Origin of the sequence: Paucibacter sp. Y2R2-4, from assembly GCF_025717535.1 — a bacterium.
Taxonomy (GTDB): Bacteria; Pseudomonadota; Gammaproteobacteria; order Burkholderiales; family Burkholderiaceae_C; genus Paucibacter_A.
In genome coordinates, this window is the sequence record NZ_JAJIRO010000001.1 from 1,100,994 (window position 1) to 1,127,510 (window position 26,517).

General features: G+C 61.5%; 21 protein-coding genes. 8 read left to right on the top strand and 13 right to left on the bottom strand.

The window, feature by feature from the left end; translation table 11 throughout:
- Positions 1-36 precede the first annotated feature (36 nt).
- Positions 37-1,083 (bottom strand): RluA family pseudouridine synthase, encoded by a 1,047-nt coding sequence (locus LNV06_RS04795; protein WP_263537077.1) that lies wholly within the window; start codon positions 1,081-1,083, stop codon positions 37-39.
- A 221-nt stretch (positions 1,084-1,304) separates the two neighbouring features.
- Here LNV06_RS04795 and LNV06_RS04800 point away from each other — a divergent pair, with 221 nt between their 5' ends.
- On the top strand, positions 1,305-2,063 hold the full coding sequence (locus tag LNV06_RS04800) for an outer membrane protein assembly factor BamD (RefSeq protein ID WP_263537078.1): 759 nt from the start codon (positions 1,305-1,307) through the stop codon (positions 2,061-2,063).
- Positions 2,064-2,151: 88 nt separating this feature from the next.
- On the opposite strand, the gene yoaA is transcribed toward LNV06_RS04800, so the two are convergent.
- Together yoaA and LNV06_RS04810 are read right to left on the bottom strand one after the other, a co-directional pair.
- Positions 2,152-4,110 (bottom strand): DNA repair helicase YoaA, encoded by a 1,959-nt coding sequence (yoaA, locus tag LNV06_RS04805; RefSeq protein ID WP_263537518.1) that lies wholly within the window; start codon positions 4,108-4,110, stop codon positions 2,152-2,154.
- A 169-nt stretch (positions 4,111-4,279) separates the two neighbouring features.
- On the bottom strand, positions 4,280-4,483 hold the full coding sequence (locus tag LNV06_RS04810; protein ID WP_263537079.1) for a YdcH family protein: 204 nt from the start codon (positions 4,481-4,483) through the stop codon (positions 4,280-4,282).
- Between the two features lie 68 nt (positions 4,484-4,551).
- Between LNV06_RS04810 and LNV06_RS04815 the strand changes: the two genes are divergently transcribed.
- A complete protein-coding gene (locus LNV06_RS04815) occupies positions 4,552-5,319 on the top strand; it encodes a PP2C family protein-serine/threonine phosphatase (protein ID WP_263537080.1) in 768 nt (255 codons plus the stop codon).
- 35 nt (positions 5,320-5,354) lie between these two features.
- Here the strand turns inward: LNV06_RS04815 and LNV06_RS04820 are convergent, their stop codons facing one another.
- From LNV06_RS04820 to LNV06_RS04845, 6 genes are all read right to left on the bottom strand, one after another.
- Complete coding sequence (locus LNV06_RS04820; RefSeq protein ID WP_263537081.1) at positions 5,355-6,110, bottom strand: coiled-coil domain-containing protein; 756 nt, start codon at positions 6,108-6,110, stop codon at positions 5,355-5,357.
- A complete protein-coding gene (gene zapE / locus LNV06_RS04825) occupies positions 6,107-7,216 on the bottom strand; it encodes a cell division protein ZapE (protein WP_263537082.1) in 1,110 nt (369 codons plus the stop codon). The genes LNV06_RS04820 and zapE overlap by 4 nt, the downstream gene beginning before the upstream one ends.
- A gap of 78 nt (positions 7,217-7,294) precedes the next feature.
- Positions 7,295-8,716, bottom strand: a complete 1,422-nt coding sequence (gene lpdA / locus LNV06_RS04830) for a dihydrolipoyl dehydrogenase (protein ID WP_263537083.1) — start codon at positions 8,714-8,716, stop codon at positions 7,295-7,297.
- Between the two features lie 22 nt (positions 8,717-8,738).
- Positions 8,739-9,056, bottom strand: a complete 318-nt coding sequence (locus tag LNV06_RS04835; protein WP_263537084.1) for a DMT family transporter — start codon at positions 9,054-9,056, stop codon at positions 8,739-8,741.
- A gap of 28 nt (positions 9,057-9,084) precedes the next feature.
- The gene (gene odhB, locus LNV06_RS04840; protein WP_263537085.1) at positions 9,085-10,332 is read right to left on the bottom strand and encodes a 2-oxoglutarate dehydrogenase complex dihydrolipoyllysine-residue succinyltransferase; all 1,248 of its coding nucleotides are present in this window, start codon (positions 10,330-10,332) and stop codon (positions 9,085-9,087) included.
- 100 nt (positions 10,333-10,432) lie between these two features.
- A complete protein-coding gene (locus LNV06_RS04845; RefSeq protein ID WP_263537086.1) occupies positions 10,433-13,288 on the bottom strand; it encodes a 2-oxoglutarate dehydrogenase E1 component in 2,856 nt (951 codons plus the stop codon).
- A 394-nt stretch (positions 13,289-13,682) separates the two neighbouring features.
- On the opposite strand from LNV06_RS04845, the gene LNV06_RS04850 reads away from it, so the two are divergent.
- The 3 genes from LNV06_RS04850 to LNV06_RS04860 are packed head-to-tail and all read left to right on the top strand — an operon-like array spanning position 13,683 to position 16,582.
- A complete protein-coding gene (locus LNV06_RS04850; protein WP_263537087.1) occupies positions 13,683-14,525 on the top strand; it encodes an isopenicillin N synthase family dioxygenase in 843 nt (280 codons plus the stop codon).
- Positions 14,526-14,554: 29 nt separating this feature from the next.
- Positions 14,555-14,932, top strand: a complete 378-nt coding sequence (locus LNV06_RS04855) for a hypothetical protein (protein ID WP_263537088.1) — start codon at positions 14,555-14,557, stop codon at positions 14,930-14,932.
- Between the two features lie 51 nt (positions 14,933-14,983).
- Positions 14,984-16,582 carry an ABC transporter substrate-binding protein gene (locus tag LNV06_RS04860; protein WP_263537089.1) on the top strand — a complete coding sequence of 533 codons (1,599 nt, stop codon included), beginning with the start codon at positions 14,984-14,986 and terminating at the stop codon, positions 16,580-16,582.
- A 42-nt stretch (positions 16,583-16,624) separates the two neighbouring features.
- On the opposite strand, the gene LNV06_RS04865 is transcribed toward LNV06_RS04860, so the two are convergent.
- A complete protein-coding gene (locus tag LNV06_RS04865; protein ID WP_263537090.1) occupies positions 16,625-17,701 on the bottom strand; it encodes an AraC family transcriptional regulator in 1,077 nt (358 codons plus the stop codon).
- Positions 17,702-17,818: 117 nt separating this feature from the next.
- Here LNV06_RS04865 and LNV06_RS04870 point away from each other — a divergent pair, with 117 nt between their 5' ends.
- The 3 genes from LNV06_RS04870 to LNV06_RS04880 all read left to right on the top strand — a co-directional run bounded on the left by LNV06_RS04870 (position 17,819) and on the right by LNV06_RS04880 (position 22,557).
- Entirely contained in the window at positions 17,819-19,009 is a 1,191-nt protein-coding gene (locus tag LNV06_RS04870; RefSeq protein WP_263537091.1) for an alkane 1-monooxygenase, read from the top strand.
- A 187-nt stretch (positions 19,010-19,196) separates the two neighbouring features.
- Complete coding sequence (locus LNV06_RS04875) at positions 19,197-20,834, top strand: alanine/glycine:cation symporter family protein (protein ID WP_263537092.1); 1,638 nt, start codon at positions 19,197-19,199, stop codon at positions 20,832-20,834.
- A gap of 400 nt (positions 20,835-21,234) precedes the next feature.
- The gene (locus tag LNV06_RS04880; protein WP_263537093.1) at positions 21,235-22,557 is read left to right on the top strand and encodes a dicarboxylate/amino acid:cation symporter; all 1,323 of its coding nucleotides are present in this window, start codon (positions 21,235-21,237) and stop codon (positions 22,555-22,557) included.
- An 88-nt stretch (positions 22,558-22,645) separates the two neighbouring features.
- Here the strand turns inward: LNV06_RS04880 and LNV06_RS04885 are convergent, their stop codons facing one another.
- The 3 genes from LNV06_RS04885 to LNV06_RS04895 form a co-directional block, all read right to left on the bottom strand.
- On the bottom strand, positions 22,646-23,599 hold the full coding sequence (locus LNV06_RS04885; protein ID WP_263537094.1) for an NAD(P)H-dependent flavin oxidoreductase: 954 nt from the start codon (positions 23,597-23,599) through the stop codon (positions 22,646-22,648).
- Positions 23,600-23,628: 29 nt separating this feature from the next.
- On the bottom strand, positions 23,629-25,422 hold the full coding sequence (locus LNV06_RS04890; RefSeq protein WP_263537095.1) for an acyl-CoA dehydrogenase: 1,794 nt from the start codon (positions 25,420-25,422) through the stop codon (positions 23,629-23,631).
- Positions 25,423-25,560: 138 nt separating this feature from the next.
- Positions 25,561-26,493, bottom strand: coding sequence for an electron transfer flavoprotein subunit alpha/FixB family protein (locus LNV06_RS04895; RefSeq protein WP_263537096.1), 933 nt, complete (start codon positions 26,491-26,493; stop codon positions 25,561-25,563).
- Positions 26,494-26,517 lie beyond the last annotated feature (24 nt).

The window sequence follows — 26,517 nt, forward strand, 5'->3', positions numbered from 1 at the left end:
CGACTGCACCATCAAGCAGGCCTTATTGTAGCCTGCTCAATCGCTCAAAACCGGCAGGCTCGGTGCCTCCAGCCCCAGCAAAGCCCAGGCAGATGCCAAATCCTGTGGCAAAGACGCGTCAAATTGCAGTGGCTTGCCGCTGATCGGATGCTGGAAGGACAAACGAGCGGCATGCAAGGCCTGGCGCGTCAGCCCCAAGGCCGGCACACCGCCGTACAAGGCGTCCGCCACCAAGGGATAGCCCTTGTAGGCCAAATGGACGCGAATTTGATGGGTACGCCCACTGTGCAAGACACAGTGCACCGCGCTGATGCTGCGCACGCCCTGCTCGCCCACACCCAGCAAATAAACATCCGTACGCGAAGGCTTGCCGGTGGCCAGCACCGCCATCTTGATGCGCGAGATCAGGTCACGCCGCAGCGGCGCATCCACGGTCATTTCTTCCGGCACGCGACCAAAGGCCAGCGCCACATACTCGCGATGCACCTCGCGGGCGGCGATCATGCGCGTCAAGGCGGTCACGGCTTCGCGACTCTTGCCCACCATCATCAAGCCGCTGGTGTCTTTGTCTAAGCGATGCACGATGCCGGCACGCGGCAAGCTGGCCGCCGCCGGGTGATGGGCCAACAAGCCATTCATGACCGTGCCTGACCAGTTACCCGAAGCCGGATGCACCACCATGCCGGCGATCTTGTTGAGCACCAAGAGATGCTCATCTTCATAGACGATGTCCAAGTCCAGCACTTCGGCGCGAAACGCTTGGCTCTCTGCCGTGGGCTGCAACTCGATGCGCATGTTCTGCCCGGCCTGCAGCTTGCGTGAAGCACTGCTGGCCACCGCGCCATTGATGCTGACGCAGCCGCGTTCGATCAAGCTTTGCAGATGGTTGCGCGAGAACTCTGGCGCCAGATGGACCAACCAGCGATCCAAGCGTTTGCCATGCCACTCGGCATCGACTTGCGCTTCTCTGACCTCGACTTCGCCCAAGTCGGCCGATGCTTCCAGCGACTCCGTTTCGGCGGACCATTCATCGTCACCCACAGCCGGGTCGATGGGCTCAATAACAGGCTGGGCCTGAACCATATAATCAAAGCTCCGTCTTCAGCGAAATCAGCAGAATCAAAGGCGAGGTCGACGCGCTGCGCCGCCCCTGCCGAGATCAAGGAATCATGATAGAAAAATGCGTGGAACGCCACCCGTCAACAGCGCCGCAAGCTGAGCTTGCCGCGTCTTCGGGCCAAGGCCGGGGTTCATCCCACAAGAGTTCGCGCCGCTCCGGCTGGATGTTCGGAGTTGCAGCCGTGATGGCCTTGACGCTGGCAGCCTGCTCGTCCAACCCCAAGGATGATCCGAATTCGCAGGCCAATTTGGACAAATTGTACGCAGAGGCCAAGGACGACCTGAATTCCGGCGCCTACGACCGAGCCATCAAGGCTCTGGAGCGCATCGAAGGTCGCGCCGCTGGCACGGTGATGGGCCAGCAAGCCCAGTTGGATTTGGCTTGGGCCTACCACCGCACAGGCGAGCGCGCCCAGGCGGTCACCACGCTGGACCGCTTCATCAAGCTGAACCCTTCCAGCCCAGCGCTGGACTATGCGGTCTACATGAAGGGCTTGGTCAACTTCAATGAAGACCTGGGGCTGTTCGGGCGCCTGGCCAGCCAAGACATTTCCGAGCGCGACCAGCAGGCCTCGCGCGATGCCCTGCTTTCGTTCAAGCAAGTGGTCGAGCAGTTCCCGGACTCGCGCTATGCGGCCGACGCCAAGCTGCGTGTGGACTACATCACCAACACCCTGGCGGTGTACGAAGTCCATGTGGCCCGCTACTACTACAACCGCGGCGCCTATGTGGCAGCGGCCAATCGGGCCCAGCAGGCCACGGTGGAATTCCAAAACGCCCCTGCGGTTGAAGAGGCGCTCTACATCATGACGCAAAGCTACGACAAGCTGGGCTTAATCCCGCTGCGCGACGATGCTCAACGGGTGTTGAAGCAAAGCTTCCCCAGCAGTCGATATGTGGCCGGCAATGCCTTCGGCAAGAAGGCCTGGTGGGAACTCTGGTGAGTTTCAGCCACTGAGTCGATAAACGATTAGTAAAAGGGCGCGTGATCTTCACGCGCCTTTTTCATTTGTGCACCGATGAAACCTGAGTTTAGGTCGTGCCGCTGCGCAGCTCGGCCAACAGCGCCAGCCAGTCCAAAGCCTCATCCTCTTCGGCCACGCGCGTCATCGGCGGCAAGGCGGCGCGCAGGCGCCGGCCATAGTTCATGCCCGCCATGCGCGGATCGCACACCACCAGCAAACCCCGATCTTGCTCGGTACGAATCAAGCGACCGCCGCCCTGCTTCAAGGCAATCGCCGCTTCGGCAATGAAGTAATGCGCAAAGGCATTGCGCCCCGACGCTTCGAGCCGCTTGACGCGCGCCTCGACCAAGGGATCGTTGGGCGGAGGGAATGGCAGCTTGTCGATCAACACGCACTGCAAGCTGTCGCCGGGCACATCGATGCCCTCCCAGAAGCTGGCGGAGCCGACCAAGACAGAGCGCGGATCATCCAAAAACTGCTGCAGCAGCACACGCTTTGGCGCCAAACCTTGCTGCAAAACCATCAAGGCATCACCGGCCGATTCGAACTCAGAACGCAGCGCATCGCCAATGCTTTGCAGGGCACGCAAGGTGGTGGTGAGCACAAAGGTTCGGCCGCCCAAGGCGCGCGCGCAACGAGCGGCCAAGGCCGCAACTTCTTGCGGATGCGTGGGCTCGCTCGGCTTGGGGAAGTTGCGAGGAATATAGAGCCGCGCGTTCTCCGCGTAATTGAAGGGGCTGCCCACCCGCAGCACCGTGGCATCGTCAAGCCCTGCGGGTTCGGTAAACCAGCTCAGCCGCTCATCATCACCCAGCGTCGCCGAGGTGAAGATCCAGGCCTTGGGAGGCCCGGCGAGCTGCTCCTTCATGGCCTCACGAATATCCAGCGGCGACTCGATCAAGCGCGCTTGGTTCGGCGTCAGGTCAATCCAGCGCACATCGGCATCATCGGGTGCATTGGCAAACACATGGGCCAAGCGGCTCAGCTCGACCGCGCGTTCATGCAGACGCACAAAGTCTGGCGAGGTCTCGGTCACCGTCGCCAGCATCTCGATGGCCAACTCGGCGGCTTCCGCCACATCGTCCAAGGCCTTGGCAAAGCCCGGCCGATTGGCGCGCTCGTTCCACGCCAGCTTCAACATGCCCCGCACCTCGCGCATCGGGCCGGCGCAAACCAGCCGCAGCTCACGCGCCGCACGCTCCAGCCGCAAGTGCAGATCCTGCCAATCTTGCAGACCACGCGCCTGCGCCAAGCCCAGGCCCAAGACATCGCGCGCAAAGTCCAAGAGCTGAGCGCTGCCCAGCATGGTGCCCAGAAACTGCACTCCGGCCTCGGCCAATTGATGCGCCTCGTCAAACACCGCCAAGTCCACGCTGGGCAGCAATTCGGCCACGCCGCTGTCGCGCAGCGTCATGTCGGCAAAGAACAAATGGTGATTGACCACCACCACATCGGCCTCCATGGCCTCACGCCGCGCCTTGACCACATGGCAGGCGCGGAACTCCGGGCACTCACTGCCCAGGCAGTTGTCACGCGAAGAGGTCACCAAGGGGATGACCGGCGAGCGTTCATCCAAACCATCCATCTCGGCCAGATCGCCGCTCTGGGTTTGCTGCGCCCAAATCTCCACGCGCGACAGCGCCATCACCGAGCGGCGATCGGGCAGCTCGGCGCTATGGCGCGCTTGCTGCATGCGATGAAGACAAAGGTAACTGCTGCGCCCTTTCAGCAAGGCCACGCGCACCGGCACCTGCAAGGCCTCGCGCAAGCGCGGCAGATCGCGCATATAGAGCTGGTCCTGCAGATTCTTGGTGGCGGTGCTGATCAAGGCCCGGCCGCCGGACAAGAGCGCGGGCACCAAATAGGCAAAAGTCTTGCCCACGCCGGTACCGGCCTCCACCACCAGGGTTTCTCGGTGCGCGATGGCATGGGCCACCGCCTGGCTCATGGCCAGCTGCGGCTCCCGCGGGCTGTAGCCGGCGTCGCTGCGCGCCAAGGGGCCACCCTCGTCAAAGGCTGCCGCCACCCATTGCTCGAGCTCGCTGGCCGCCTCAACAGGCGGCGCCGGCTCGGCTTCAAATGCGGCGATCCACTCGTCGCTGAATTCGTCAATCAAAGGCGGGGAATTTGAGCTCAAAGCGAGGGCACAGGAAACAGGTTCAAGAACTGAGCTTTGAGCTCAAAGGCGAGCGGCATCAAGCCAACTCATCGGGGTCGCAGGCCTGCTCGATGCGCACAATCAGGTCACGCAAGCCCAAGCGCCGCTTCTTCAATCGGCGCAAGCTCAATTCATCGACGGGCTGTTCTTGTGCCACGCGGTCGATCAAGACGTCGAGATCGGCGTGCTCCATCCGCAGTTCAATCAAACGACGCGACAGAGAGTGAAGTTGTTCATCCATAGTGGCCCCAGCCGAGAGGATGGGCTGCAGTTTCGGGATTATAGTTTTGAGGAACTTCCAGGCTCCCCATGACTCGCACCCCCACAGGTTTTCGCCTGAGCGCCGCCACCGGCACCCATCGTGGTGACCGGCTCTACCAACAAGATCAAGTCGAGGTTTTGACCCACGCGCGCCTGAGCAATTGTTTGCTGGCTTTGGTGGCCGATGGCATGGGCGGCAAAAGTGGTGGGCGCAAAGCTGCCGACCAGGTGCTGCTGACGGCACAGCAACTGTTCGAGCGCTTCACGCCTAGCGAAGAAAAGACCGAAGACTTTTTGCAGCAGATCGTTTCAGAGGCGCATCTGATGATCAAGCTGACCGCCCTGTCAGCGGAAGAAGAGCCGCACAGCACGGTTGCTGCCTTCTTGATCGGCGGGGATAGGCGCTGCCACTGGATTCACTCCGGCGATTCGCGCATCTACCTGTTTCGAGGTCCGAATATGGTCAAGCGCACGCTGGATCATTCCTATGTGCAGAAACTGGTCGACGAAGGCCAGATCAGCGAAGACGAGGCAGCAACGCACCCGCAGTCCAATCTGCTCACCGGCTGCTTGGGCACCGTGCAAGAGCCCAGCTTCACGCTGGCCACGGTGGACGACCTACAAGCCGGCGACACCTTGATGTGCTGCAGCGACGGACTCTGGCATTACTTCACCCCCAGCGAGTTGGGCACGGTCTTGCACAGCCTGCCCCCGCGCGAAGCCGCCGAGTTGCTGATCAGCAAGGCGCGCCAGCGCGCACGCGGCGGTGGCGACAACCTGTCACTGGCCATTGTTCAAGTCCAAGCCCTGGGCTGACGTAGCGCCCCGTGAGCCTCGCTACGCAGCCAGGCTTAGCGCTTGCCTGCAGAAGCGGCAGACTGGCTGGCTGCAGCAATCTCCGCTGCACTCGGAATCGGCAAGCTTGCGGCCGCCTTCTTGCCCTTGGATTGCGCTTCCCGCTGCGCCATGCGCTGCTGAGCTTCGCGCTGATGCGCGGCCTGCTGGCGCTCAAAGGCTTGCCTCTGGGCCAAACGTCGCTCGGCTTCTTGATCCGCGCGAAGCTTCTTGGCACGCTGGGCCTGCTCCAGCTCTTGAACCGAAGGACGTGGCTTGACCACCCCTGCCGAGGCATTCGACGGAGCAACACCTGCTGGCTCACTTTGCCGCAAGGCCTCACGCTGCGCAGCCAACAGTTCCGACATACGACGTTGCGCCTCCAGCTTTGCCGCCTCTTGCTCACGCTCGATCACGCGCTGCCGTTGAGCCTCGGCACGCGCGCGTCGCTCAAGCTTGTCGATCTCTTGCTCACGGCTCGTAATGGGTTTCAAGGCCAGGCTACGTTCGGCTCGCACGCGGTTCAGGCAATCGTTGACGGCAAAGCGCTCCTCACACAGCAGCGATTCAGCCTTGAACCGAGCTTCGATCTCGGCGCGCTGCTGGCCCAATTGCTGCAACTCCATCTGACTTTCTTGCACTGTGGCTTGGGCTGCATCCGCCGCCAGGGCCTGCGACGCGCCGCCCAGCAGAGCAGCCCAGGCGAGCACTGCAAAAATCCGCGGTAGACCAGCGTTAGGACTCATATCGGGCATCTTGGATTCATCAATCAAGTCAGCGAAGTATCCACATCTCGCCGCTCCAGCGCGAGGTACTCACTGGACTGCATTTCCTGCAGGCGCGACACGGTACGCGGGAACTCATGCGCCAAGGGGCCCTCGGTATAGAGCTGTTCCGGCGGCACCGCAGCCGAGATGATCAGCTTGACGCGCCGGTCGTACAAGACGTCCACCAGCCAAGTGAAACGCCGCGCCTCGCTGGCCAAACGCGGAGGCATCTCCGGCACATTGGACAACAAGACCGTGTGGAACTGCGTGGCCAATTCCAGATAGTCATTCTGCGAACGTGGGCCGCCGCACAGGCTGTTGAAGTCAAACCAGACCACGCCACCGGCGCGACGACGCGCACGGATCTGGCGCTGCTCGATGTGCAACAAGGGGCTTTCTTCGCGGGCCTCGGCCAAAGCAGTAAAGGCCTCGGTCATGGCCTGATCGGCCGCCTCGCTGAGTGGCTGGTGATACAGAGCCACATGGTCCAGCGTGCGACGCCGATAGTCGAAGCCGTTGTCGACGTTGATGACCTCGAGCTTCTCTTTCAGCAACTCGATGGCGGGCAGGATGCGGTCGCGGTGCAAACCGTTGGGATACAGGCCATCGGGCTCGAAGTTAGAGGTGGTGATGATGCTGACGCGGTTCTTGAACATCGCATCCAAGAGGCGATGAAGAATCATCGCGTCGGTCACATCGGCCACATGGAATTCATCGAAGCAGATCAGGCGAAAGCGCTTGGCCATGCGCTTGCCCAATTCCTCCAGCGGATCGGCAATGCCCTTCAGGTCCTGCAACTCGCGGTGCACTTCGCGCATGAACTCATGGAAGTGCAGGCGCGTCTTGCGCGTCAAAGGCACGGCCTGGAAAAAGCAATCCATCAGAAAGCTCTTGCCACGGCCAACGCCGCCGTACATGTAGACGCCGCGCGGCAGCGGTGGCCGTACCAGCAGCTTGGTCACGGCATTGCTGCGCCGGGCTTTGTAGTCAGCCCATTCATCCTGGCAGCGTTGCAAGGCGGCTACCGCGCGCAGCTGCGCGGGGTCCGCGGTATAGCCGCGCTCGGCCAAGGTCTGCTGATACAACTCGGTCACTGAAGTCACTGAACTCATTCCCGCTCTTGCTCAATCTCAAATGAAAAAGGGCGACCGATTCGCCGCCCTTTCCTCAACTCCGGGCCAGGGGCCCGTTCAGAAGTTCAAAGTACGCTTGTCCACGGCCAGGGCCGCTTCCTTGGTCGCCTCTGACAAGGACGGGTGGGCATGGCAGATGCGCGCAATGTCTTCGGCCGAGGCCTTGAACTCCATCGCGACCACGGCTTCAGAGATCAACTCCGAGGCGAAGGGGCCGATGATGTGCACGCCGAGGATCTCGTCGGTCGTGGCATCGGCCAAGAACTTGACGAAACCATTGGTGTCACCCAGCGCACGTGCGCGGCCATTGGCCATGAAGGGGAACTGACCGGCCTTGTACGCCACGCCGTCCGCCTTCAGCTGCTGCTCGGTGCGGCCGACCCAGGCGATCTCAGGGCTGGTGTAGATGACCCAAGGAATGGTGTTGAAGTTGACATGACCGTGTTGACCGGCAATGCGCTCGGCCACGGCAACGCCCTCTTCCTCGGCCTTGTGCGCCAGCATCGGGCCACGCACCACATCGCCCACCGCCCAGACATTGGGCAGATTGGTCTTGCAGTCGCCGTCCACCTCGATGGCACCGCGCTCGTCCAGCTTCAGGCCCACCGCCTCGACATTCAAGCCGATGGTGTTGGGCACACGGCCGATCGAGATGATCAGCTTGTCGAACTCGGCCTTTTGCTCGGCGCCCTTGGCGTCGGCATAGCTCACGGTGACGCTCTTCTTCGTGGCCTTGACTTCGCCGATCTTGACGCCCAGCTCGATCTTCAAGCCTTGCTTCTTGAACAACTTGGCGGCTTCCTTGGCCACGCCTTCGTCGACCGCGCCCAGGAAAGTCGGCAGACCTTCCAGCACCGTCACATCAGCACCCAGACGACGCCAGACCGAGCCCATTTCCAGGCCGATCACGCCGGAGCCAATCACGCCCAGCTTCTTAGGCACTTCGCCGATGCGCAAGGCACCGTCGTTGGACAGAATCATCTCTTCGTCAAACGCCGCGCCGGGCAGCTGACGGGCGTTGGAGCCGGTCGCCAGGATCACATGCTTGGCCAGGATGACTTCCTCGCCAGCCTTGATCTCGTACAGGCCATCCTTGGCAGCGACAAAAGAGCCGCGGCCGTGGAAGAACGTGACCTTGTTCTTCTTGAACAGATACAAGATGCCATCGTTGTTCTGCTTCACCACCGTGTCTTTGCGACCCAGCATCTTGGCCACATCGATCTTGACGTTATCGGCCGAGATGCCGTGTTCGGCAAAGTGGTGGTTGGCGTGGTCGAAATGCTCCGACGATTGCAGCAAGGCCTTGGAAGGAATGCAGCCGACGTTGGTGCAGGTGCCGCCCGGTGCGGGGCCGCCCTTTTCATTTTTCCACTCGTCGATACAAGCGGTGTTGAAGCCCAGCTGGGCCGCACGGATAGCAGCGATATAGCCGCCGGGGCCGCCGCCGATCACGACGACGTCAAATTGTTTTGTGCTCATCAAATGCTCCTGCGCCCGCGTTTCAGTGGGCGAGCTTGAGGGTGACAACGCCGCCGACGATCATGGCCACGCCGAGGAATCTCCACAGCGTGGCGGCATCGCCAAAGAACATCACCCCGATCAAAAAAGTGCCGGCGCCGCCGATGCCCGTCCAGACGGCGTAAGCCGTGCCGATGGGAATCTCACGCTGCGCCATCCAAAGTAGCCAACCACTCAAACCCATGGACGCTACGGCCGCCACGATGCCGCTGACCCGGTACTCCGCTTGCTGAGACAGCTTGAAGCCCAGAGGCCAGCCGATCTCGCAGACACCGGCCAGCAGCAGGTAGACCCAGGCCATGGTTTGAGTCATTGCGCCGTCGACAAACTTAGATGTCGAACAGCAGGCGAGCTGGGTCTTCCAGCGCTTCCTTCATGGTCACCAGACCCAGCACGGCTTCGCGGCCGTCGATGATGCGGTGGTCATAAGACATGGCCAGATAGTTGATCGGACGCACCACCACTTGGCCGTTCTCGACGACGGCGCGGTCTTTGGTGGCGTGCACGCCCAGGATGGCCGATTGAGGCGGGTTGATGATGGGGGTGGACAGCATGGAGCCGAAGGTACCGCCGTTGGAGATGGAGAAGGTGCCGCCGGTCAGGTCGTCCAACGAGATCTTGCCTTCCTTGGCCTTTTGGCCGAATTCAGCGATCTTCTTCTCGATGTCAGCAAAGCTCAGCTGATCCGCATTGCGGATGATGGGCACCACCAGACCGCGTGGCGAACCGACGGCGATACCGATGTCGAAGTAGCCGTGGTAGACGATGTCGTTGCCATCGACCGAAGCGTTCAGCACCGGGTACTTCTTCAGGGCCGCGACTGCGGCCTTGACGAAGAAGCTCATGAAGCCCAGCTTGACGCCGTGTTCCTTCTCGAACTTTTCTTGGAACTTCTTGCGCATTTCCATCACCGGGGCCATGTTCACTTCATTGAACGTGGTCAGGATGGCGTTGGTGGCTTGCGATTGCAGCAGGCGCTCGGCAACGCGGGCGCGCAGACGGGTCATGGGCACGCGCTGCTCGGGGCGGTCACCCAGGTTCAGAGCAGCAGGCGCTGCCACGGCGGGCAGCGGCTTGGCAACCGACGGCGCGGCAGCCACGGCCACCGGTGCGGGCACAGCAGCCGGCTTGGCGCCAGCAGCCAGGGCGTCGCCCTTGGTGACACGGCCGTCTTTGCCGGAGCCGGCCACGTCGGTGGCAGACAAGCCCTTTTCAGCCAGGATCTTGGCAGCGGCGGGCATGGCGACATCGCCCTTGCTGGCTGCAGTCGCAGCGACGGCAGCAGCGGCAGGCGCGGCCACAGCCTTGACTTCCAGCGGGCTGGCCTGGGCCGTGCCTTCGGTGTCGATGCGGGCGATGACTTCTTCGCTGGCCACGCTCTCGCCATCGTTCTTGACGATCTGAGCCATCACGCCGGCGCTCGGCGCGGGCACTTCCAACACGACCTTGTCGGTCTCGATTTCAACCAGGATCTCGTCGATGGCCACGGCTTGGCCGGGCTTCTTCTTCCAGGTCAAGAGCGTGCCTTCGGACACAGATTCAGACAGCTGGGGGACTTTGACTTCGATGATTGCCATGATGTTCTAACTTTCTACTTGTTCGGAGAGCTGATCGGGCTTGTTGCCTGACGATCAAACGACCGAGAACAAAGCGGCGCCTTCCAGCGCCGCCCTGCTCTTACTTGGTGAGGATGAAGCCCTTGAGCTTGCCGAAAGCCTGGTCCAGCAGCGACTTCTGTTGCTCTTGGTGCAGGTGCGCATAACCGCAAGCCGGCGAGGCCGAAGCGGGGCGACCCGCGTAGCCCAGCTTCTGGCCGTCGATCATGTTCTCGTGCACATAGTGCTGAACGAAGAACCAAGCGCCCTGGTTCTGCGGCTCGTCCTGGCACCACACCAACTCGGTCGCGCCGGGATACTTCTTGATCTCGGCAGCGAAAGCCTTGTGCGGGAAGGGATAGAGCTGCTCAACGCGGATGACGGCCACGTCGCTCGCTTTCTTCTCTTCGCGCTTGCGCACCAGGTCGTAATAGACCTTGCCCGAGCAGACGATCACGCGCTTGACCTTGTCGGCAGCGATCAAAGCATCCTGCTCACCGATGACGGTGCGGAACTCACCCTTGGTGAATTCGTTCAGCGCCGAGGTGGCGTCCTTGGCACGCAGCAAGCTCTTCGGCGTCATGATCACCAAAGGCTTGCGGAACATGCGCAGCATCTGACGACGCAGAACGTGGAAGATCTGGCTGGCCGTGGTCGGCTGCACGATCTGCATATTGTTGTCAGCGGCCAGCTGCATGAAGCGTTCCAGGCGCGCCGAGCTGTGCTCAGGGCCTTGGCCTTCATAGCCGTGCGGCAACATCATCACCAAGCCGTTGGAGCGGCCCCACTTCACTTCGCCGGAGGCGATGAACTGGTCGATGACGACTTGCGCGCCGTTGACGAAGTCGCCGAACTGCGCTTCCCAGATCGTCAACGTATTCGGCTCAGCAGCGGCATAGCCGTACTCGAAGCCCAAGACCGCCTCTTCGCTCAGGATGGAGTCGATGACCACGAAGGGAGCCTGTCCGTCGGCCACGTTCTGCAGCGGAATGTAGGCGCCTTCGTCCCAGTTGCTGCGGTTTTGATCGTGAATGACGGCGTGGCGGTGGGTGAAGGTACCGCGGCCGGCATCCTCGCCCGACAGGCGGATCGGGTAGCCGCTCGCCACCAGCGAGGCGAAAGCCATGCTCTCACCCATGCCCCAGTCCACATTGATCTCACCACGGCCCATCGCAGCGCGATCGGCGTAGAGCTTTTGCACCAAATTGTGAGCCACCAGATCCTTGGGCAGCGTGGTCAGCTTGTCAGCCAGACGCTTCCACTCAGAAACGGGCAGCGCGGTGTCGCAGCTGTCGGTCCACTTCTTGCCAAGGAAGGGCGACCAGTCGGTGGCGTACTTGCTCTTGAAGTTGGTCAGCACCGGATCGACCGTGTGACGGCCTTCGTCCATGGCGGCACGGTAAGCCTTGATCATCTGATCGGCACCGGCAGCGTCCACCACGTTTTGAGCGGCCAGCTTGTCGGCGTAAACCTTGCGGGTGCCGGGGTGAGCCGCGATCTTCTTGTACATCAGCGGCTGGGTCAGCGAGGGGGTGTCCTGCTCGTTGTGGCCCAGCTTGCGGAAGCAGACGATGTCCAGCACCACGTCCTTGCGGAACTCAGCACGGTAATCCATGGCCAGTTGCATGGCCCACACCACCGCTTCTGGATCGTCACCGTTCACGTGCAGCACCGGCGCTTCGATCATCTTGACGACGTCCGAGCAGTACGCCGTGGAACGCAGATCGCGCGGATCGCTGGTGGTGAAACCGATCTGGTTGTTGATGACGATGTGGACGGTACCGCCGGTGCCGTAGCCACGGGTCTGGGCCATGCACAGGGTTTCCTGCACCACGCCCTGGCCACCGAAGGCGGCGTCGCCGTGCACCAGCACGGGCAGCACTTGGCTGCCGTTCTTGTCACCGCGGCGTTCTTGACGAGCGCGCACGCTGCCCTCGACCACCGGGTTGACGATTTCCAGGTGCGAGGGGTTGAAGGACAGCGACAAGTGAACCGGGCCGCCCTTGGTCGACACATCGGAGCTGAAGCCTTGGTGGTACTTCACGTCACCAGCCGGCAGATCTTCGGCGGCCTTGTGTTCAAACTCGGCGAACAGGTCGGCTGGCATCTTGCCCAGGGTGTTGACCAGCACGTTCAAGCGGCCGCGGTGGGCCATACCGATGACGATTTCTTGCACGCCGCGTTGGCCGGCGCGCTGGATCAACTCGTCCATGGCAGCGATGAAGCTCTCACCACCTTCCAACGAGAAACGCTTTTGGCCCACGTACTTGGTGTGCAGATAGCGCTCCAGGCCTTCGGCTGCGGTCAGGCGGTCGAGGATGTGGCGCTTTTCTTCGGCGGTGAAGCTGGGCTTGCCGCGGGCCTTTTCCAGGCGCTCTTGCCACCAGCGCTTTTCGCCGGGGTCAGTACAGTGCATGAACTCGGAACCCACCGAGCTGCAATAGGTTTCGCGCAGGGCTTGCACGATTTGACGCAAGCTCATGGTCTCGCCACCAAAGTAGGTGTTGGAGGCCGAGAAGCTGATGTCCATATCGGACTCGGTCAGGTCGTAAAACGCTGGATCGAGTTCGGGAATCTTGGGGCGCTCTGCGCGCTTGAGCGGGTCGAGTTCGGCCCAGCGATTGCCCAGGAAGCGGTAAGCGGCGATCAGGCTTTGCACATGCACTTGCTTGTGTGCAACGGCCAAGTCGGCGCTGGAGGCTTTGGCGGCGAAGGCATTCGCCTTGGCGCGCTGAGCGAAGGATTCGATCACCGGCGCATGAGGCACGTCGCGCCCGTCACCACCATCGGTAGCCGGCACATGCTGGAGCGCATCGAAGTACGAACGCCAGTTGTCGGGCACGGAACCCGGGTTGTCGAGGTAGGCCTCGTACATCTCTTCGACATAAGGGGCATTGCCCCCGAACAGGTAAGAATTTGACCTGTGTTGCTGCATCATCTTCGCTCACCTCTAGCCCCGGCTTCCAGGGAATTGGCTGGTTGATAAACCTTCCGCGTTACGGCTCGACCGGTTGGCGGATTGCGACCCGCCTAAGCTGTTGCCAGCGAAGGGGACGGGAAGGACCTGAAGTCTCCAAGGGGCGGACTTTATCACCGTTGTCCGTTTCGCCAAGCCCGCAGACCTTCCGGCTTTTCGGTAGCAAGCCACGAAAACTGAGGCCCGGATGGCAATAAATTTTCAAGCAGGCGGAAAAAAGCCGGCAAGCTTTGGCCAGACCAGTGATGTAGGCAAACGTTTGCGAAGTCCAAGGACATGACCTAGACTCTGCCCTTGAACGCCATGCCCCGCGATTGAATGGCCTGGCGTTGGGACATATCAGGAGATCCCATCCATGCAAGTTCGCGTCGTCGACTATTTGGCCGCAGATGCCGCCGAGCAATTCACCCGCTCATTGCACGAAACCGGCTTCGGTGTGCTGGTCAACCATCCCATTCAACAGTCGCTGGTCGAAAAGATCTACGCCGACTGGTTGGCGTTTTTCAACACCGAGGACAAGCATCAATTCGCTTTCTCCAAGGAAACCCAAGACGGCTATTTCTCCACCGAGATCTCAGAGACCGCCAAAGGCGCCGCACTGAAGGACATCAAGGAGTACTTCCACTACTACCCTTGGGGCCGCATCCCCAAGACTTTGGAAGCCGATGCGCAGGCTTATTACCAGCAGGCCAATGCCTTGGCCCAGCAACTCTTGGGCTGGGTGGAGCAGTACACACCGGCGGAAATCGCCCAGCATTACCGCGAACCGCTGTCGAACATGATCAAAGACAGCCACCAGACCCTGCTGCGCGTGCTTCGCTATCCGCCACTGACCGGCCAGGAGCCCGCCGGCTCGCTGCGCGCCGCCGCCCACGGCGACATCAATCTGCTCACCATCCTGCCGGCCGCCAATGAGCCGGGCTTGCAGGTGCAAGACATGAACGGCGCTTGGATTGATGTGCCCTGTGACTTCGGCATGCTGATCATCAATATCGGCGACATGCTGCAAGAAGCCTCGCAAGGCTATTACCCCTCCACCCAGCACCGGGTGGTCAACCCCAGCGGCGAGGGCGCCAAGCGCAGCCGCATCTCGCTGCCGCTGTTCTTGCACCCGCGCAACGAGGTCGTGCTGTCAGACCGCTACACCGCGCACGACTATCTGCAAGAGCGCTTGCGCGAGTTGGGCGTCAAGAACTGACCCTCCCTCGGGCCGGCTACATTGCAGCCATGTCTGCCCGGCCCGACACCGTCATTCACATTCATCCGGAAGCCCCGACCAAGCCGGCCGAGGGCCAAACCTGCAATGGATGCGGCATTTGCTGCCTGAGTGAGCCCTGCCCAATTGGGGTGCTGGTCAGCCGCAAACGTCGCGGCGCCTGCAAGGCATTGCAATGGTCAGCGCTGCAAAAACGTTACGTCTGCGGCATGCTGGCCGAACCGCTTCCCTTCATCGGCTGGCGCAAGCCTAGCTCTTTCATCGGCCGACGTCTGTCTCGTGCGCTCGCGCGCGCCTGCCGACGCTGGATTGCAGCCGGCATCGGCTGCGACTCCGACCTTGAGGCCGTGGCCCCTTCTGACTCCGGGCAAGCCACTAGATCAGTTTGATTCTGCAAGGGCTAGCATCTTCGCCACTTGACCACACTCCAAGGGATGAAGATGCGCAAGATCAAGCGAACAGCACTGGCCTTGACACTGGGCCTAACGATTGGCCTAAGCATGAGCCTCTCGGCCCAAGATGCACAAGCAGCCCCGCTGCGTTGGGCGGCCCAAAATGACATCCTGACCCTGGATCCGCATTCGCAAAACCACTCGACCACCAATGCGATCTTGATGCACGCCTATGAGGGCCTGACCCGCTATGGCGACAAGTACCAAGTCGAGCCCGCTTTGGCGACCAAATGGACTTACATCTCCCCGACCCAGGTGCGTTTCGAATTGCGCCGCGGCGTTAAGTTCCACGACGGCTCGCCTTTCACCGCTGATGATGTGATCTTCACCTTTGGCCGCATCAGCCAACCGCAAGGCACGATGCAAATTTACGTAGCCGGCATCAAGGAAATCAAAAAGATCGATGACTTCACCATCGATGTGATGCTCAGCGCGCCCACCCCCATCCTGCTGCGCAACATCATCGACTTCCGCATCATGAGCAAGACCTGGGCGGAGAAAAACAAAACCACCAATGTGCAGGACTACAAAGCGAAAGAGGACAACTACGCCTCTCGCAATGTGATGGGCACCGGCCCCTACAAGATCACCGGCTGGCAACCTGACCAGAAAGTCAGCATGGTGGCCAACAAGGACTGGTGGGACGCCAAGAACGCCAGCAATGTGACCGAGGTCAGCTACCTGCCGATCAAGTCCGACCCGACGCGTGTTGCCGCGCTGCTGTCGGGGGATGTGGACATGCTGACCGACCTGCCCACCCAGGACGTGGCCAAGCTCAAGAGCGATCCCAAGCTCAAGGTCATTGAAGGCCCCGAGGTGCGCACCATCTTCTTTGTGATGGACCAAGGCAGCGAAGAGTTGCTGGGCTCCAATGTGAAGGGCAAAAACCCCTTCAAAGACAAGCGGGTGCGTGAGGCGCTGAGTGTCGCGATTGACCGCGAGGCCATCAAGCGCACCATCATGCGCGGCTTGTCCATTCCGGCTGGCGTCATGGTGGCGCCGGGCGTCAACGGCAACACGCCCGAATTGGATGCACCGCTGAAGGCCGACACCGAAAAGGCCAAAAAGCTCTTGGCCGAAGCGGGCTACCCCGGCGGCTTTGAAGTGCCACTGAACTGCCCCAACAACCGCTACGTCAACGACGAAGAGGTCTGCCAGGCGGTGGTGGCCATGTGGGCCAAGATTGGTATCAAGGCCAAGCTGGCCGCCCTGCCGTTTGCGCAGCACAGCCAAACCTTCCAACGCTTTGAGGCACCGCTCTTCATGCTGGGCTGGGGCGTGGCCACCTATGACGCGCAGTATTTCCTTCAAGCCGTGGCGCGCACCAAGGCGACCGGCGCCGATGGCAACTTCAATTTCGCCAAACTCAGTGACGCCAAGCTTGACCAACTGGTGGACGGCATGAAGGTGGAAGTCGACGTCGCCAAGCGCAACGCCATGATTCGCGAGGCGCTGGTACGCGTGCGCGACGAGACCCTCTTCATCCCCCTGCACCACCAAATGCGCCCCTGGGCCATGCGCGCCAATGTAGAGACCATCCATCGCTCGGACGATCGCCCTGAGGCGCGCCTGACCCATATCAAGTAAAGCCCTCTTGCAGCAGCGATGGCCACCCACGGGTGGCCATTTTCATTGGGCTGCGATGTCCCCTCGCAAGCGAGCGCGCAAAGCGGAAGGCGTCAGGCCGAACCAGCGCCGCACCGTGCGGCTGAAATTGGAGGTATCCACAAAGCCCAACTCAGCGGCGATCACCTCCACTGAGCTCTTGCCCTGCCGCAAAGCGCGCAAGGTTTGTTCTTGGCGCACACCGTCCAGCACCGATTGATAACTGCAAGCCTCGGCGCGCAAATGGCGGATCAAGGTTCGCACTGACACATGGCAGTGGGCTGCCGCCTCGGCCACACCGGGAAAGGGCTCACCCGGTGATCGCTGCAGCAGCAATTGCTGCACGCGCAAGGCCCAAGGCCCCTGGCCGCCACGCGCCTGCGCCAATTCGCGCTCGCAATCCTGCCGAGCCGCCTCAAAAGCGCGCGGATCGGCGGTCAGGCAAGGCAGGCTCAGCTGCACGAGGCTCAGATGGAAGGCCAGCAGCGGCGCATCAAAAGCGATCGGCCCCTCAAAGCATTGCCGCAGCCGCGCCAACCAGCTCGGGTCCGGTGCTTGAGCAAAGGGCCAGTCAATCCGCATGCCCTGTACGCGATGACCCACCACCGACTCCATCAGACGCAGCGCCGTGCCCAGCACCATGTCCAAAACAAAGCCTCGCGCGTGGCCCAGGTCGCAGCACTCATGCACCAAGAGGACTGCCCCGGCCTCGCCTTGCTGCAACTCAAAACGCAACAGGCCATTGCGCAGCGAAGCAAATCGGGCCACGGTTTCCAAGGCCTGACGCAGGTCACGGCTGGCCACCATCGCATAACCCATGGCGCCATGAGCCGAGATCTGCGCCATCTGACCCAGATCCAGGCCCAGGGCCGGCCGCTCACTGGCCGCCAAAGCCGCCAATACCAACTGGTGAACGACGGCAAAGTCCAGCATCTGATCCCGCACCGAAAGCTCGTCCCAGCTCAGCCCGGCCGAGGCCAGGCTGCCCTCCACATCCGCCCCCAGGCTGCGCAACAACATGCACAGCAAGCGCGCATAGGTGGGGTGCACTTGCGCGGTGCCCAAGGGCTGGGTCGCACCAAGTTCGGCGGACGCAGTCATGGGCAACGGACGAGTGGCTTTCATCGCTTGGCACTTTATGACGAGAACTTGCCACTTGCCTCGGTGTTTGCGCAGGGGTGACGCAGCCAAACTGCGACAAACACAAGGAGACAAGCCATGAGCCTCGCCATTCCCTCGCCTAAGAGCACGCCACCCGAACAAGCAGAGCCCTATCGCGACCGTAAGCGCTACGCTTGGCTGATGAGTTTGCTGGTGCCTGCCTCGGTAACGCTGGGCCCTGCTCTACTGGTCTGGAGCGGCGACGCCCGCCTGCTCTGGTTACCCGTGGCTTTTTTGTACGGCATCGTGCCGCTGATCGACTGGCTCTTGGGCACCGATCGCAGCAATCCGCCCGAGTCGGCAGTGCCGGCCTTGGACGCGGATCACTACTACCGCCGCATCACCTACGCTTTGGTGCCCATTCTGTGGCTGGCCTTCATCTACTGCGTTTGGTTTGTGGCCACGCATGAACTGCCCTGGCATGGCGTCTTGGCCATGGTCATCATCACCGGCTCGGTCGGCGGCTTTTGTATCAATCTGGGCCATGAGTTAGGCCACAAGCAAACAGCGCTCGAGCGCTGGCTGGCCAAGCTGGTGCTCGCCACCACCGGCTATGGACACTTCTACATCGAGCACAACCGCGGTCACCACCGGGATGTGGCCACACCGTTGGACCCGGCCTCCTCGCGCATGGGGGAGTCGATTTACCGCTTTGTGCTGCGCGAGATGCCGGGCGCCTTCAAGCGAGCCTGGGCGCTGGAAAGCGTCCGCCTGCAAAAGGCCAGCCTGCCGGTTTGGTCGCTGAAGAACAACGAGATCCTTCAACCGGCGCTGATCACCCTGGCCCTGTGGAGTGCGCTGACTGTTTGGCTAGGTCCGCAAGTCCTGCCCTTTATTCTGGCCACTGCCTTCTGGGCCAACTTCCAACTCACTTCCGCCAACTACATCGAGCACTACGGCCTGCTGCGCCAGCAACTGCCCAATGGCCGCTACGAGCCCTGCCAGCCGCATCACTCCTGGAACAGCAATCACATCTTCTCAAACTGGGCGGTGTTCCACTTGCAGCGCCACTCGGACCACCACGCCCATCCGCTGCGCCGCTACCAATCACTGCGCCACTTTGAAAACCTGCCGCAACTGCCCAGTGGCTACTTTGGCATGTTCAGCATTGCCTACATCCCGCCGCTGTGGTTCAAGGTGATGGACGAGCGCCTGCTGGCCGTGGTGGGACGTGACCCTCAGCGCATCAACTTCGAGCCCAGCAGAAAATCCGCCCTGATCGCGCGTTATGGGATGCGCTCAAATTGAGGTTTATGGAAGCGCGGCCCCGCCCTTTTTAGAGAGCCGCCTCCATTGACAGACGTATTCACTTGCTACGATTGAAGATCGGGAATACTTTAGATATATCTAAAAAGCGTATTGCGTCGGACCTTGTGCCCTCAGCCGCCCCCTGCGTTGAACCGAGACTGAGGGTGCGAACAACCAAGGAGTCCGTATGCCCGAAAGTTGTCGCCAAAGGCGCAGCTCATTTGTCCCTGTCAAAGGGCAGTCCTTTCAAGCCGATCCGGCGCGCCCAGGCTGCGCTAGCCTTGGTCGCAGCGCGGCCTTCATTGCCCTGCTCGGCTTGGGCCTACCCAGTTGGGCTCATGCCCAAGGTTTTGACCAAGCCGTTGATCATTTCTTCGCCAATACCTTTGGCTGGTTCGTTGATTTGATTTTCTATTCGGTGCCGATCGCCGGCACCCAGTTCCCCTTGATCGCCGGCTGGCTGATGCTGGCGGCGCTGATCTTCAGCGTCTACTTTGGCTTTCCGCAACTGTTCAAAGCCAAGCTGGCCCTCGACATCGTGCGCGGCCGCTACAGCAACCCCAAGGACCGCGAGCCCGGCGAGGTCAGCCACTTTCAGGCCCTGACCACCGCACTCTCTGGCACCGTCGGCTTGGGCAATATGGCCGGCGTCGGCGTGGCCGTGGCCATCGGCGGGCCGGGCGCCACCTTCTGGATGATCATCGTCGGCTTGCTCGGCATGGCCACCAAGTTCACCGAATGCACGCTGGGCGTGAAATACCGCACCGTGCTGCCCTCCGGCGCCATCTCGGGTGGGCCGATGTACTACCTGCGTGACGGCTTGGCTGAGCGGGGTCTGCCCCGCCTGGGCAAGCTGCTGGCGGCGGGCTTTGCCTTGATGGCAGTGCTGGGCGCCTTGGGCGGCGGCAATATGTTCCAGGGCAATCAGGCTAACGCAATGATTGTCCAGACCTTCGATCTGCCCACCGGCTATGGCTGGGTAGTCGGATTGATCCTGGCGCTGCTGGTGTTTGGCGTGATGTTGGGCGGCATGCCCAAGATAGGCGCTGTCACCGCACGCTTGGTGCCCTGGATGGCCTTTCTCTACATCGGCCTCACAGCGGCCGTGTTGATCGTCAACTTCGAGCGCATCCCACAAGCCTTCAGCTCCATTCTGGAAGGCGCCTTCCGCGCTGAAGGTGTGGCCGGCGGCGTGCTGGGCGCGCTGATCCAAGGTTTGAAGCGCGCCACGTTTTCGAATGAAGCCGGCGTAGGCTCTTCGGCCATCGCGCACAGCGCGGTCAAGACCAAGGAGCCCGTCACCGAAGGTTTGGTGGCCCTGCTGGAGCCCTTCATTGACACGGTGGTGATCTGCACCATGACCGCCTTGGTGATCACCATCGCCGGCATCAATATGGGGCCCTACCCCAACCCCACAGGTCTGAGTGGCATCGAGCTGACCTCGGCCGCCTTCCAAGAGACGGCGGCCTGGTTCCGTTATCCCTTGGCCTTGGCGGTGGTGGTGTTCGCCGTATCCACCATGATCAGCTGGGGCTATTACGGCCTCAAAGCCTGGACTTATCTGCTGGGTGAAAGCCGGCTCAGCGCTGCAGCCTTCAAGCTATTGTTCTGCAGCTTTGTGGTGGTGGGCGCCTCGATCAACTTTGGCGCGGTCATCAACTTCTCAGACGCCGCCATCTTCGCGATGTCGATCTTCAATTTGATCGGTGTGTATCTGCTGGCGCCGGTGGTCAAGGCTGAATATCAGCAGTTCCTGGCCAAGATCGAGTCGGGTCAATTGAAGCGATATCCAAAAGCCAGACCCGCACTTTCAGCAAGCGCCTAAGACCCAGGCTAAGGGGCACGTATGAGCCCTCTACTCACAAACCGTAGAGGTCCGGCGAATGCCAATCGTCGTCGCGGGCGCATGTCCACTCCTGTCTGGGCCAGCGGCCTAGCCCTTCGCTAGGTACAAGCCGTCCTGCTCCGGCAGGATCGGCTTTCGCACATGAGCGATCGCCGAAGGCGTCGGGTGTACGGTGAAGCGAAGTCAAGGGGGAGGGTCTGGCACAGCCAGACCCGGAGGACATGAGCGGAGCCTTATGCCCGAGGGCATCGGCCAGTGAAACACAATAGCCCGGGTCGCGCCGCCCAATGCCATTCCAGCCCCACCCATCTGCAATTCCCCTCATATGAAACAGGGTTTTCAGCGCGCAAGATAAGCCCAAGCAGACATTGGAGCTCATATGCAAGCGAGACAGCCGATCTACAAATCCCTCTATGCCCAGGTCATCAGCGCCATCGTCATTGGCGTGTTGCTGGGTCACTTCTACCCCGAGAGCGGCGCGGCGATGAAGCCGCTGGGCGATGGATTCATCAAGCTGATCAAGATGATCATCGCCCCCATCATCTTCTGTACCGTGGTGGTGGGCATCGCGGGCATGGAAGACATGAAGAAGGTCGGCAAGACCGGCGGCCTGGCCTTGCTCTACTTCGAGATTGTTTCCAGCCTCGCCTTGGTCATCGGCCTGGTGGTGGTCAATGTGCTGCAGCCCGGCGTCGGCATGAATGTGGACCCGGCGCATCTCGACACCAAGGGCATTGCCGCCTACACCGGCCCCGGCAAGATGCAGAGCACCACCGAGTTCCTGCTGGCCATCATCCCCACCACAGTGGTCGATGCCTTTGCCAAGGGCGAGATGCTGCAAGTGCTGTTGATCGCGGTGCTGTTCGGCTTTGCCCTGCATCGCTTTGGCGGCCGCGGCACGCTGGTGTTTGATTTGATCGAGAAGAGCAGCCATGTGCTGTTTGTGATCGTTGGCTACATCATGAAGCTGGCGCCGATCGGCGCGTTTGGCGCCATGTCCTTCACCATTGGCAAATACGGCCTGGGCTCGCTGGTGCAGTTGGCCAAGCTGATGGGCAGCTTCTATCTGACCTGCTTGCTCTTCATCATCATCGTCTTGGGCGGCATCGCGCGCTTTCATGGCTTCTCGATCTTCAAGTTCATCCGCTACATCAAAGAAGAGCTGCTGATCGTGCTGGGCACCTCGTCATCAGAATCAGTGCTGCCACGCATGATGGCCAAGATGGAAAACCTGGGCGCCAAAAAGTCCACCGTGGGCTTGGTGATCCCGACCGGCTACTCCTTCAATCTGGACGGCACCTCCATCTACTTGACCATGGCGGCGGTCTTCATCGCGCAGGCCACCAACACGCCGATGACGCTGACGCAGCAGCTGACCCTGCTGGCCGTGCTCTTGCTGACCTCCAAGGGCGCAGCGGGCGTGACCGGCAGCGGATTCATCGTGCTGGCCGCCACGCTGAGCGCAGTGGGTGGTGTGCCCGTGGCCGGCTTGGCGCTGATCCTAGGCATCGACCGTTTCATGAGCGAGGCGCGCGCGCTGACCAATCTGATTGGCAATGGCGTGGCGACTCTGGTGGTGGCCAAGTGGACCGGCGATTTGGACATGGCCCGCATGCAGCGACATCTGAACAACGAGACCGAGTTGGAAGCGGAAGCGCCTGAACAGGTACTGGACCGCGTCAACAGTCATTTGAAGGCTTAGATCAGGGTCCTACTGAAAAAAAGCCCCGGTGCGCACGCAGCCGGGGCTTTCTTCATGTCATGGGGCAGCGCTTAGCTGCCGTGCGACTTCAACGCAGAGCCAAGCGCTCACGCGCGGCCTGGTACTCACGCGCCAAGCGCGCCACCAACTGAGCTGCCGGCAGCACTTCTCGCACCGCGCCAATACCTTGGCCGCAGCCCCAGATGTCTTTCCAGGCCTTTTTGGCATCGCCGCCAAAGTTCATTGCGCTGGGGTCGCTCTCGGGCAGTTTGTCCGGATCCATGCCCGCATTGACGATGGAGCCACGCAGGTAGTTGCCGTGCACGCCGGTAAAGAGATTGCTGTAGACGATGTCATCGCTATTGCTATCCACAATCATCTGCTTGTAGGCATCGGATGCGCGCGCCTCTTCGGTGGCAATGAAGGCCGAGCCGATGTAGGCAAAGTCGGCGCCCATGGCTTGAGCCGCCAAGACCGCGTCGCCGCTGGCGATGGAGCCCGACAAAGCCACCGGGCCATCGAACCATTCGCGGATCTCCTGGATCAAGGCAAAGGGGCTCTTCACCCCCGCGTGGCCACCAGCGCCAGCGGCCACGGCGATCAAGCCATCGGCGCCCTTCTCGATCGCCTTCTTGGCGAACTTGTTGTTGATGATGTCGTGCAGCACCACGCCGCCCCAGGCATGCACGGCCTGGTTGACGTCTTCACGCGCGCCCAGCGAGGTGATGATGATGGGCACCTTGTACTTGGCGCACACCGCCATATCGTGCTCGAGCCGTTCATTGCTCTTGTGCACGATCTGGTTGATGGCAAAAGGCGCAGCTGGCTTGTCCGGATTGGCCTTGTTGTAGGCCGCCAGCTCGGTGGTGATTTCATTCAACCACTCATCCAGCAACTCGGCCGGGCGCGCGTTCAGCGCCGGCATGGAACCCACCACGCCGGCCTTGCACTGGGCGATCACCAACTTGGGGTTGCTGATGATGAAGAGCGGCGAGCCGATGATGGGCAGCGGCAGGTTTTGCAGAATCGGGGGCAAGGACACGTGAGTCTCCGTTCTATTTTCTAGTTGGCTCAGAAGGCATCCAAGGCCATGGCGGTGACGCTGTCGGCGCCGTCCACGATGGCATCACGCAGGCTGCTGCTGCGCGTCAGGATGTGTTCGGCGTAGAAGCGAGCCGTAGCGATCTTGGCGCTCATAAAGGCGGCGTCTTCGCCGGCGGCCAGCTTGTCTTCCGCGACCAACAAAGCGCGCGCCAACTGCCAGCCGGCCACCAAATTGCCGGCCAACATCAGATAAGGCACCGAGCCGGCATAAGCCGCATTCGGATTGCTGCGTGCGTTAGCCACGATGAAGCCCACCACGTCGAGATAGGCCTGTCGTGCGGCGCTCAGGCGCTTGTGCACCGCCAAGGCGGCCGCGCTGCCGCGTGCGAGCAACTGAGCCTCGGTGGCTTCCACCAGGGCCGCCACCGAGCGGGCGAACTCGCCACCATCGCGGCTGGTCTTGCGGCCCACCAGGTCATTCGCCTGAATGGCGGTCGTGCCTTCGTAAATGGTCAGGATCTTGGCGTCACGGTAGTACTGGGCCGCGCCGGTTTCTTCGATAAAGCCCATACCGCCGTGGATCTGCACGCCCAAGTCGGTCACTTCCAGGCTCATCTCGGTGCTGTAGCCCTTGATCAGCGGCACCAGGAATTCATAGAAGGCCTGAGCCTGCTTGCGCACCTCGGCATCGGCATGGTGATGGGCGGTGTCATAAGCACTGGCACCCACCAAGGCCATGGCGCGGCAGCCTTCGGTCAGCGAGCGCATGGTCATCAGCATGCGGCGCACATCGGGATGATGAATGATGGCGCCGCTTGTGGGCAGCGAGCCATCGACCGGGCGCGACTGGATGCGATCGCGCGAGAAGGCCGCAGCCTTTTGGTAGGCCCGATCAGCCACCGCAATGCCCTGCACGCCCACGCCAAAGCGGGCGGCATTCATCATGATGAACATGTACTCGAGGCCACGGTTCTCTTGACCGATCAGCGTACCGATGGCGCCGCCATGGTCACCGAACTGCAGCACGGCGGTGGGGCTGGCCTTGATGCCCATCTTGTGTTCGATGGAGACACAGTGCGCATCATTGCGCGCGCCCAAGGAACCATCGGCATTCACCATGAACTTGGGCACGAGGAACAGGCTAATGCCCTTTACGCCTTCAGGCGCACCGACCACACGGGCCAGTACCAGATGGACGATGTTCTCGGCCATATCGTGCTCACCGTAGGTGATGAAGATCTTGGTGCCGAAGATTTTGTAAGTGCCGTCAGGCTGCGGCTCGGCGCGGGTGCGCACCTGGGCCAGGTCCGAACCGGCTTGCGGCTCGGTCAGATTCATGGTGCCGGTCCAACTGCCATCGACCAGCTTGGGGATGAAGGTGTTCTTTTGCTCATCCGAGCCCGCAGTCAACAGCGCTTCGATCGCTCCATCGGTCAAGAGCGGGCACAGCGCAAAACTGACGTTAGCGCTGTTGATCATTTCGCCGCAAGCAGCACCAATGATCTTGGGCAGGCCTTGGCCGCCAAACTCGGTGGGGTGCTGCAAGCCCTGCCAGCCGCCTTCGGCGAACTGTTTGAAGGCTTCTTTGAAGCCGGGCGTGGTGAAGACCTGGCCGTCCTTCCAGTAGGAGGGGTTCTTGTCGCCTTCCCAGTTCAGGGGCGCGATCACGTCTTCATTGAGCTTGGCGCATTCCTCCAACACGGCCTGCGCGGTGTCGATGCCGTAATCGGCAAAGGCGGGGATTTGCTCGGTCAGCGACTGCAGGCCAGCCAGCTCCTGCATATTGAACAGCATGTCTTTGACGGGGGCGCGGTAAGTCATGGTGATGTCTCCAGCATTACGAATTCAGGGGCGTTCTTGAACGTCAATCGACGTTCAGATGGAACAAGGGCGCCGCGACCGTGAAGTCGGGCGCCCTGGGGCTCACTCAATCAGAGAGCTTCCCGGTATTGGAGCCACTCAGAGGCTCTTCACCAACTCCGGCACGGCGGTGAACAGATCAGCTTCCAGGCTGTAGTCGGCCACCGAGAAGATCGGCGCTTCCGGGTCCTTGTTGATCGCCACGATCACCTTGGAGTCCTTCATACCGGCCAAGTGCTGGATGGCGCCGCTGATGCCGGCGGCGATATAGAGCTGAGGTGCGACGATCTTGCCGGTCTGGCCAACTTGCCAGTCGTTGGGGGCATAACCCGCATCCACGGCGGCGCGCGAGGCACCCAGTGCAGCACCCAGCTTGTCGGCCAGCGGGGTCAGCACTTCCATGAACTTCTCGTTCGAACCCAGGGCGCGGCCACCTGAAACGATGATCTTGGCAGCGGTCAGCTCAGGGCGATCGCTCTTGGTCACTTCACGGCCTGCGAAGCTGCTCTTACCGCTGTCGGCGGCAGCCGCAACGGTTTCAACAGCGGCGCTACCACCGCTGGCGGCAGCGGCGTCAAAGCCGGTGGTACGCACGGTCAGCACCTTGGTGGCATCGCTGCTTTGCACGGTGGCGATGGCATTGCCAGCGTAGATCGGGCGCTCGAAGGTGTCGGCGCTGATGACCTTGGTCACATCGCTCAGTTGCGCCACGTCCAGCAAGGCGGCGACGCGCGGGGCGACGTTCTTGCCCGAGGCGGTGGCGGGGAACAAGATGTGGCTGTAGCCGGAAGCAATCGCCAGCACCTGGGCGGCCAGGTTTTCGGCCAGGCCGTTTTCCAGGCCCGCGGCGTCAGCGTGCAAGACCTTGGCAACACCGGCGATCTGCGCAGCAGCAGCGGCGGCAGCGGCAGCATTGAAGCCTGCCACCAGCACATGCACATCGCCGCCTGCGGCCAGCGCAGCGGTCACGGTGTTCAGCGTTGCGCCCTTGATGGAGGCGTTGTCGTGTTCAGCAATAACGAGAGCAGTCATTGTGTTTTCTCCGAATTCTTCTGA

Coding starts and splice junctions, on each gene's coding strand:
- LNV06_RS04795 (WP_263537077.1), bottom strand. CDS start 1,083: ATGGTTCAGGCCCAGCCTGTTATTGAGCCCATCGACCCGGCTGTGGGT.
- LNV06_RS04800 (WP_263537078.1), top strand. CDS start 1,305: ATGGCCTTGACGCTGGCAGCCTGCTCGTCCAACCCCAAGGATGATCCG.
- LNV06_RS04810 (WP_263537079.1), bottom strand. CDS start 4,483: ATGGATGAACAACTTCACTCTCTGTCGCGTCGTTTGATTGAACTGCGG.
- LNV06_RS04815 (WP_263537080.1), top strand. CDS start 4,552: ATGACTCGCACCCCCACAGGTTTTCGCCTGAGCGCCGCCACCGGCACC.
- zapE (WP_263537082.1), bottom strand. CDS start 7,216: ATGAGTTCAGTGACTTCAGTGACCGAGTTGTATCAGCAGACCTTGGCC.
- lpdA (WP_263537083.1), bottom strand. CDS start 8,716: ATGAGCACAAAACAATTTGACGTCGTCGTGATCGGCGGCGGCCCCGGC.
- LNV06_RS04835 (WP_263537084.1), bottom strand. CDS start 9,056: ATGGCCTGGGTCTACCTGCTGCTGGCCGGTGTCTGCGAGATCGGCTGG.
- odhB (WP_263537085.1), bottom strand. CDS start 10,332: ATGGCAATCATCGAAGTCAAAGTCCCCCAGCTGTCTGAATCTGTGTCC.
- LNV06_RS04845 (WP_263537086.1), bottom strand. CDS start 13,288: ATGATGCAGCAACACAGGTCAAATTCTTACCTGTTCGGGGGCAATGCC.
- LNV06_RS04850 (WP_263537087.1), top strand. CDS start 13,683: ATGCAAGTTCGCGTCGTCGACTATTTGGCCGCAGATGCCGCCGAGCAA.
- LNV06_RS04855 (WP_263537088.1), top strand. CDS start 14,555: ATGTCTGCCCGGCCCGACACCGTCATTCACATTCATCCGGAAGCCCCG.
- LNV06_RS04860 (WP_263537089.1), top strand. CDS start 14,984: ATGCGCAAGATCAAGCGAACAGCACTGGCCTTGACACTGGGCCTAACG.
- LNV06_RS04865 (WP_263537090.1), bottom strand. CDS start 17,701: ATGACTGCGTCCGCCGAACTTGGTGCGACCCAGCCCTTGGGCACCGCG.
- LNV06_RS04870 (WP_263537091.1), top strand. CDS start 17,819: ATGAGCCTCGCCATTCCCTCGCCTAAGAGCACGCCACCCGAACAAGCA.
- LNV06_RS04875 (WP_263537092.1), top strand. CDS start 19,197: ATGCCCGAAAGTTGTCGCCAAAGGCGCAGCTCATTTGTCCCTGTCAAA.
- LNV06_RS04880 (WP_263537093.1), top strand. CDS start 21,235: ATGCAAGCGAGACAGCCGATCTACAAATCCCTCTATGCCCAGGTCATC.
- LNV06_RS04890 (WP_263537095.1), bottom strand. CDS start 25,422: ATGACTTACCGCGCCCCCGTCAAAGACATGCTGTTCAATATGCAGGAG.
- LNV06_RS04895 (WP_263537096.1), bottom strand. CDS start 26,493: ATGACTGCTCTCGTTATTGCTGAACACGACAACGCCTCCATCAAGGGC.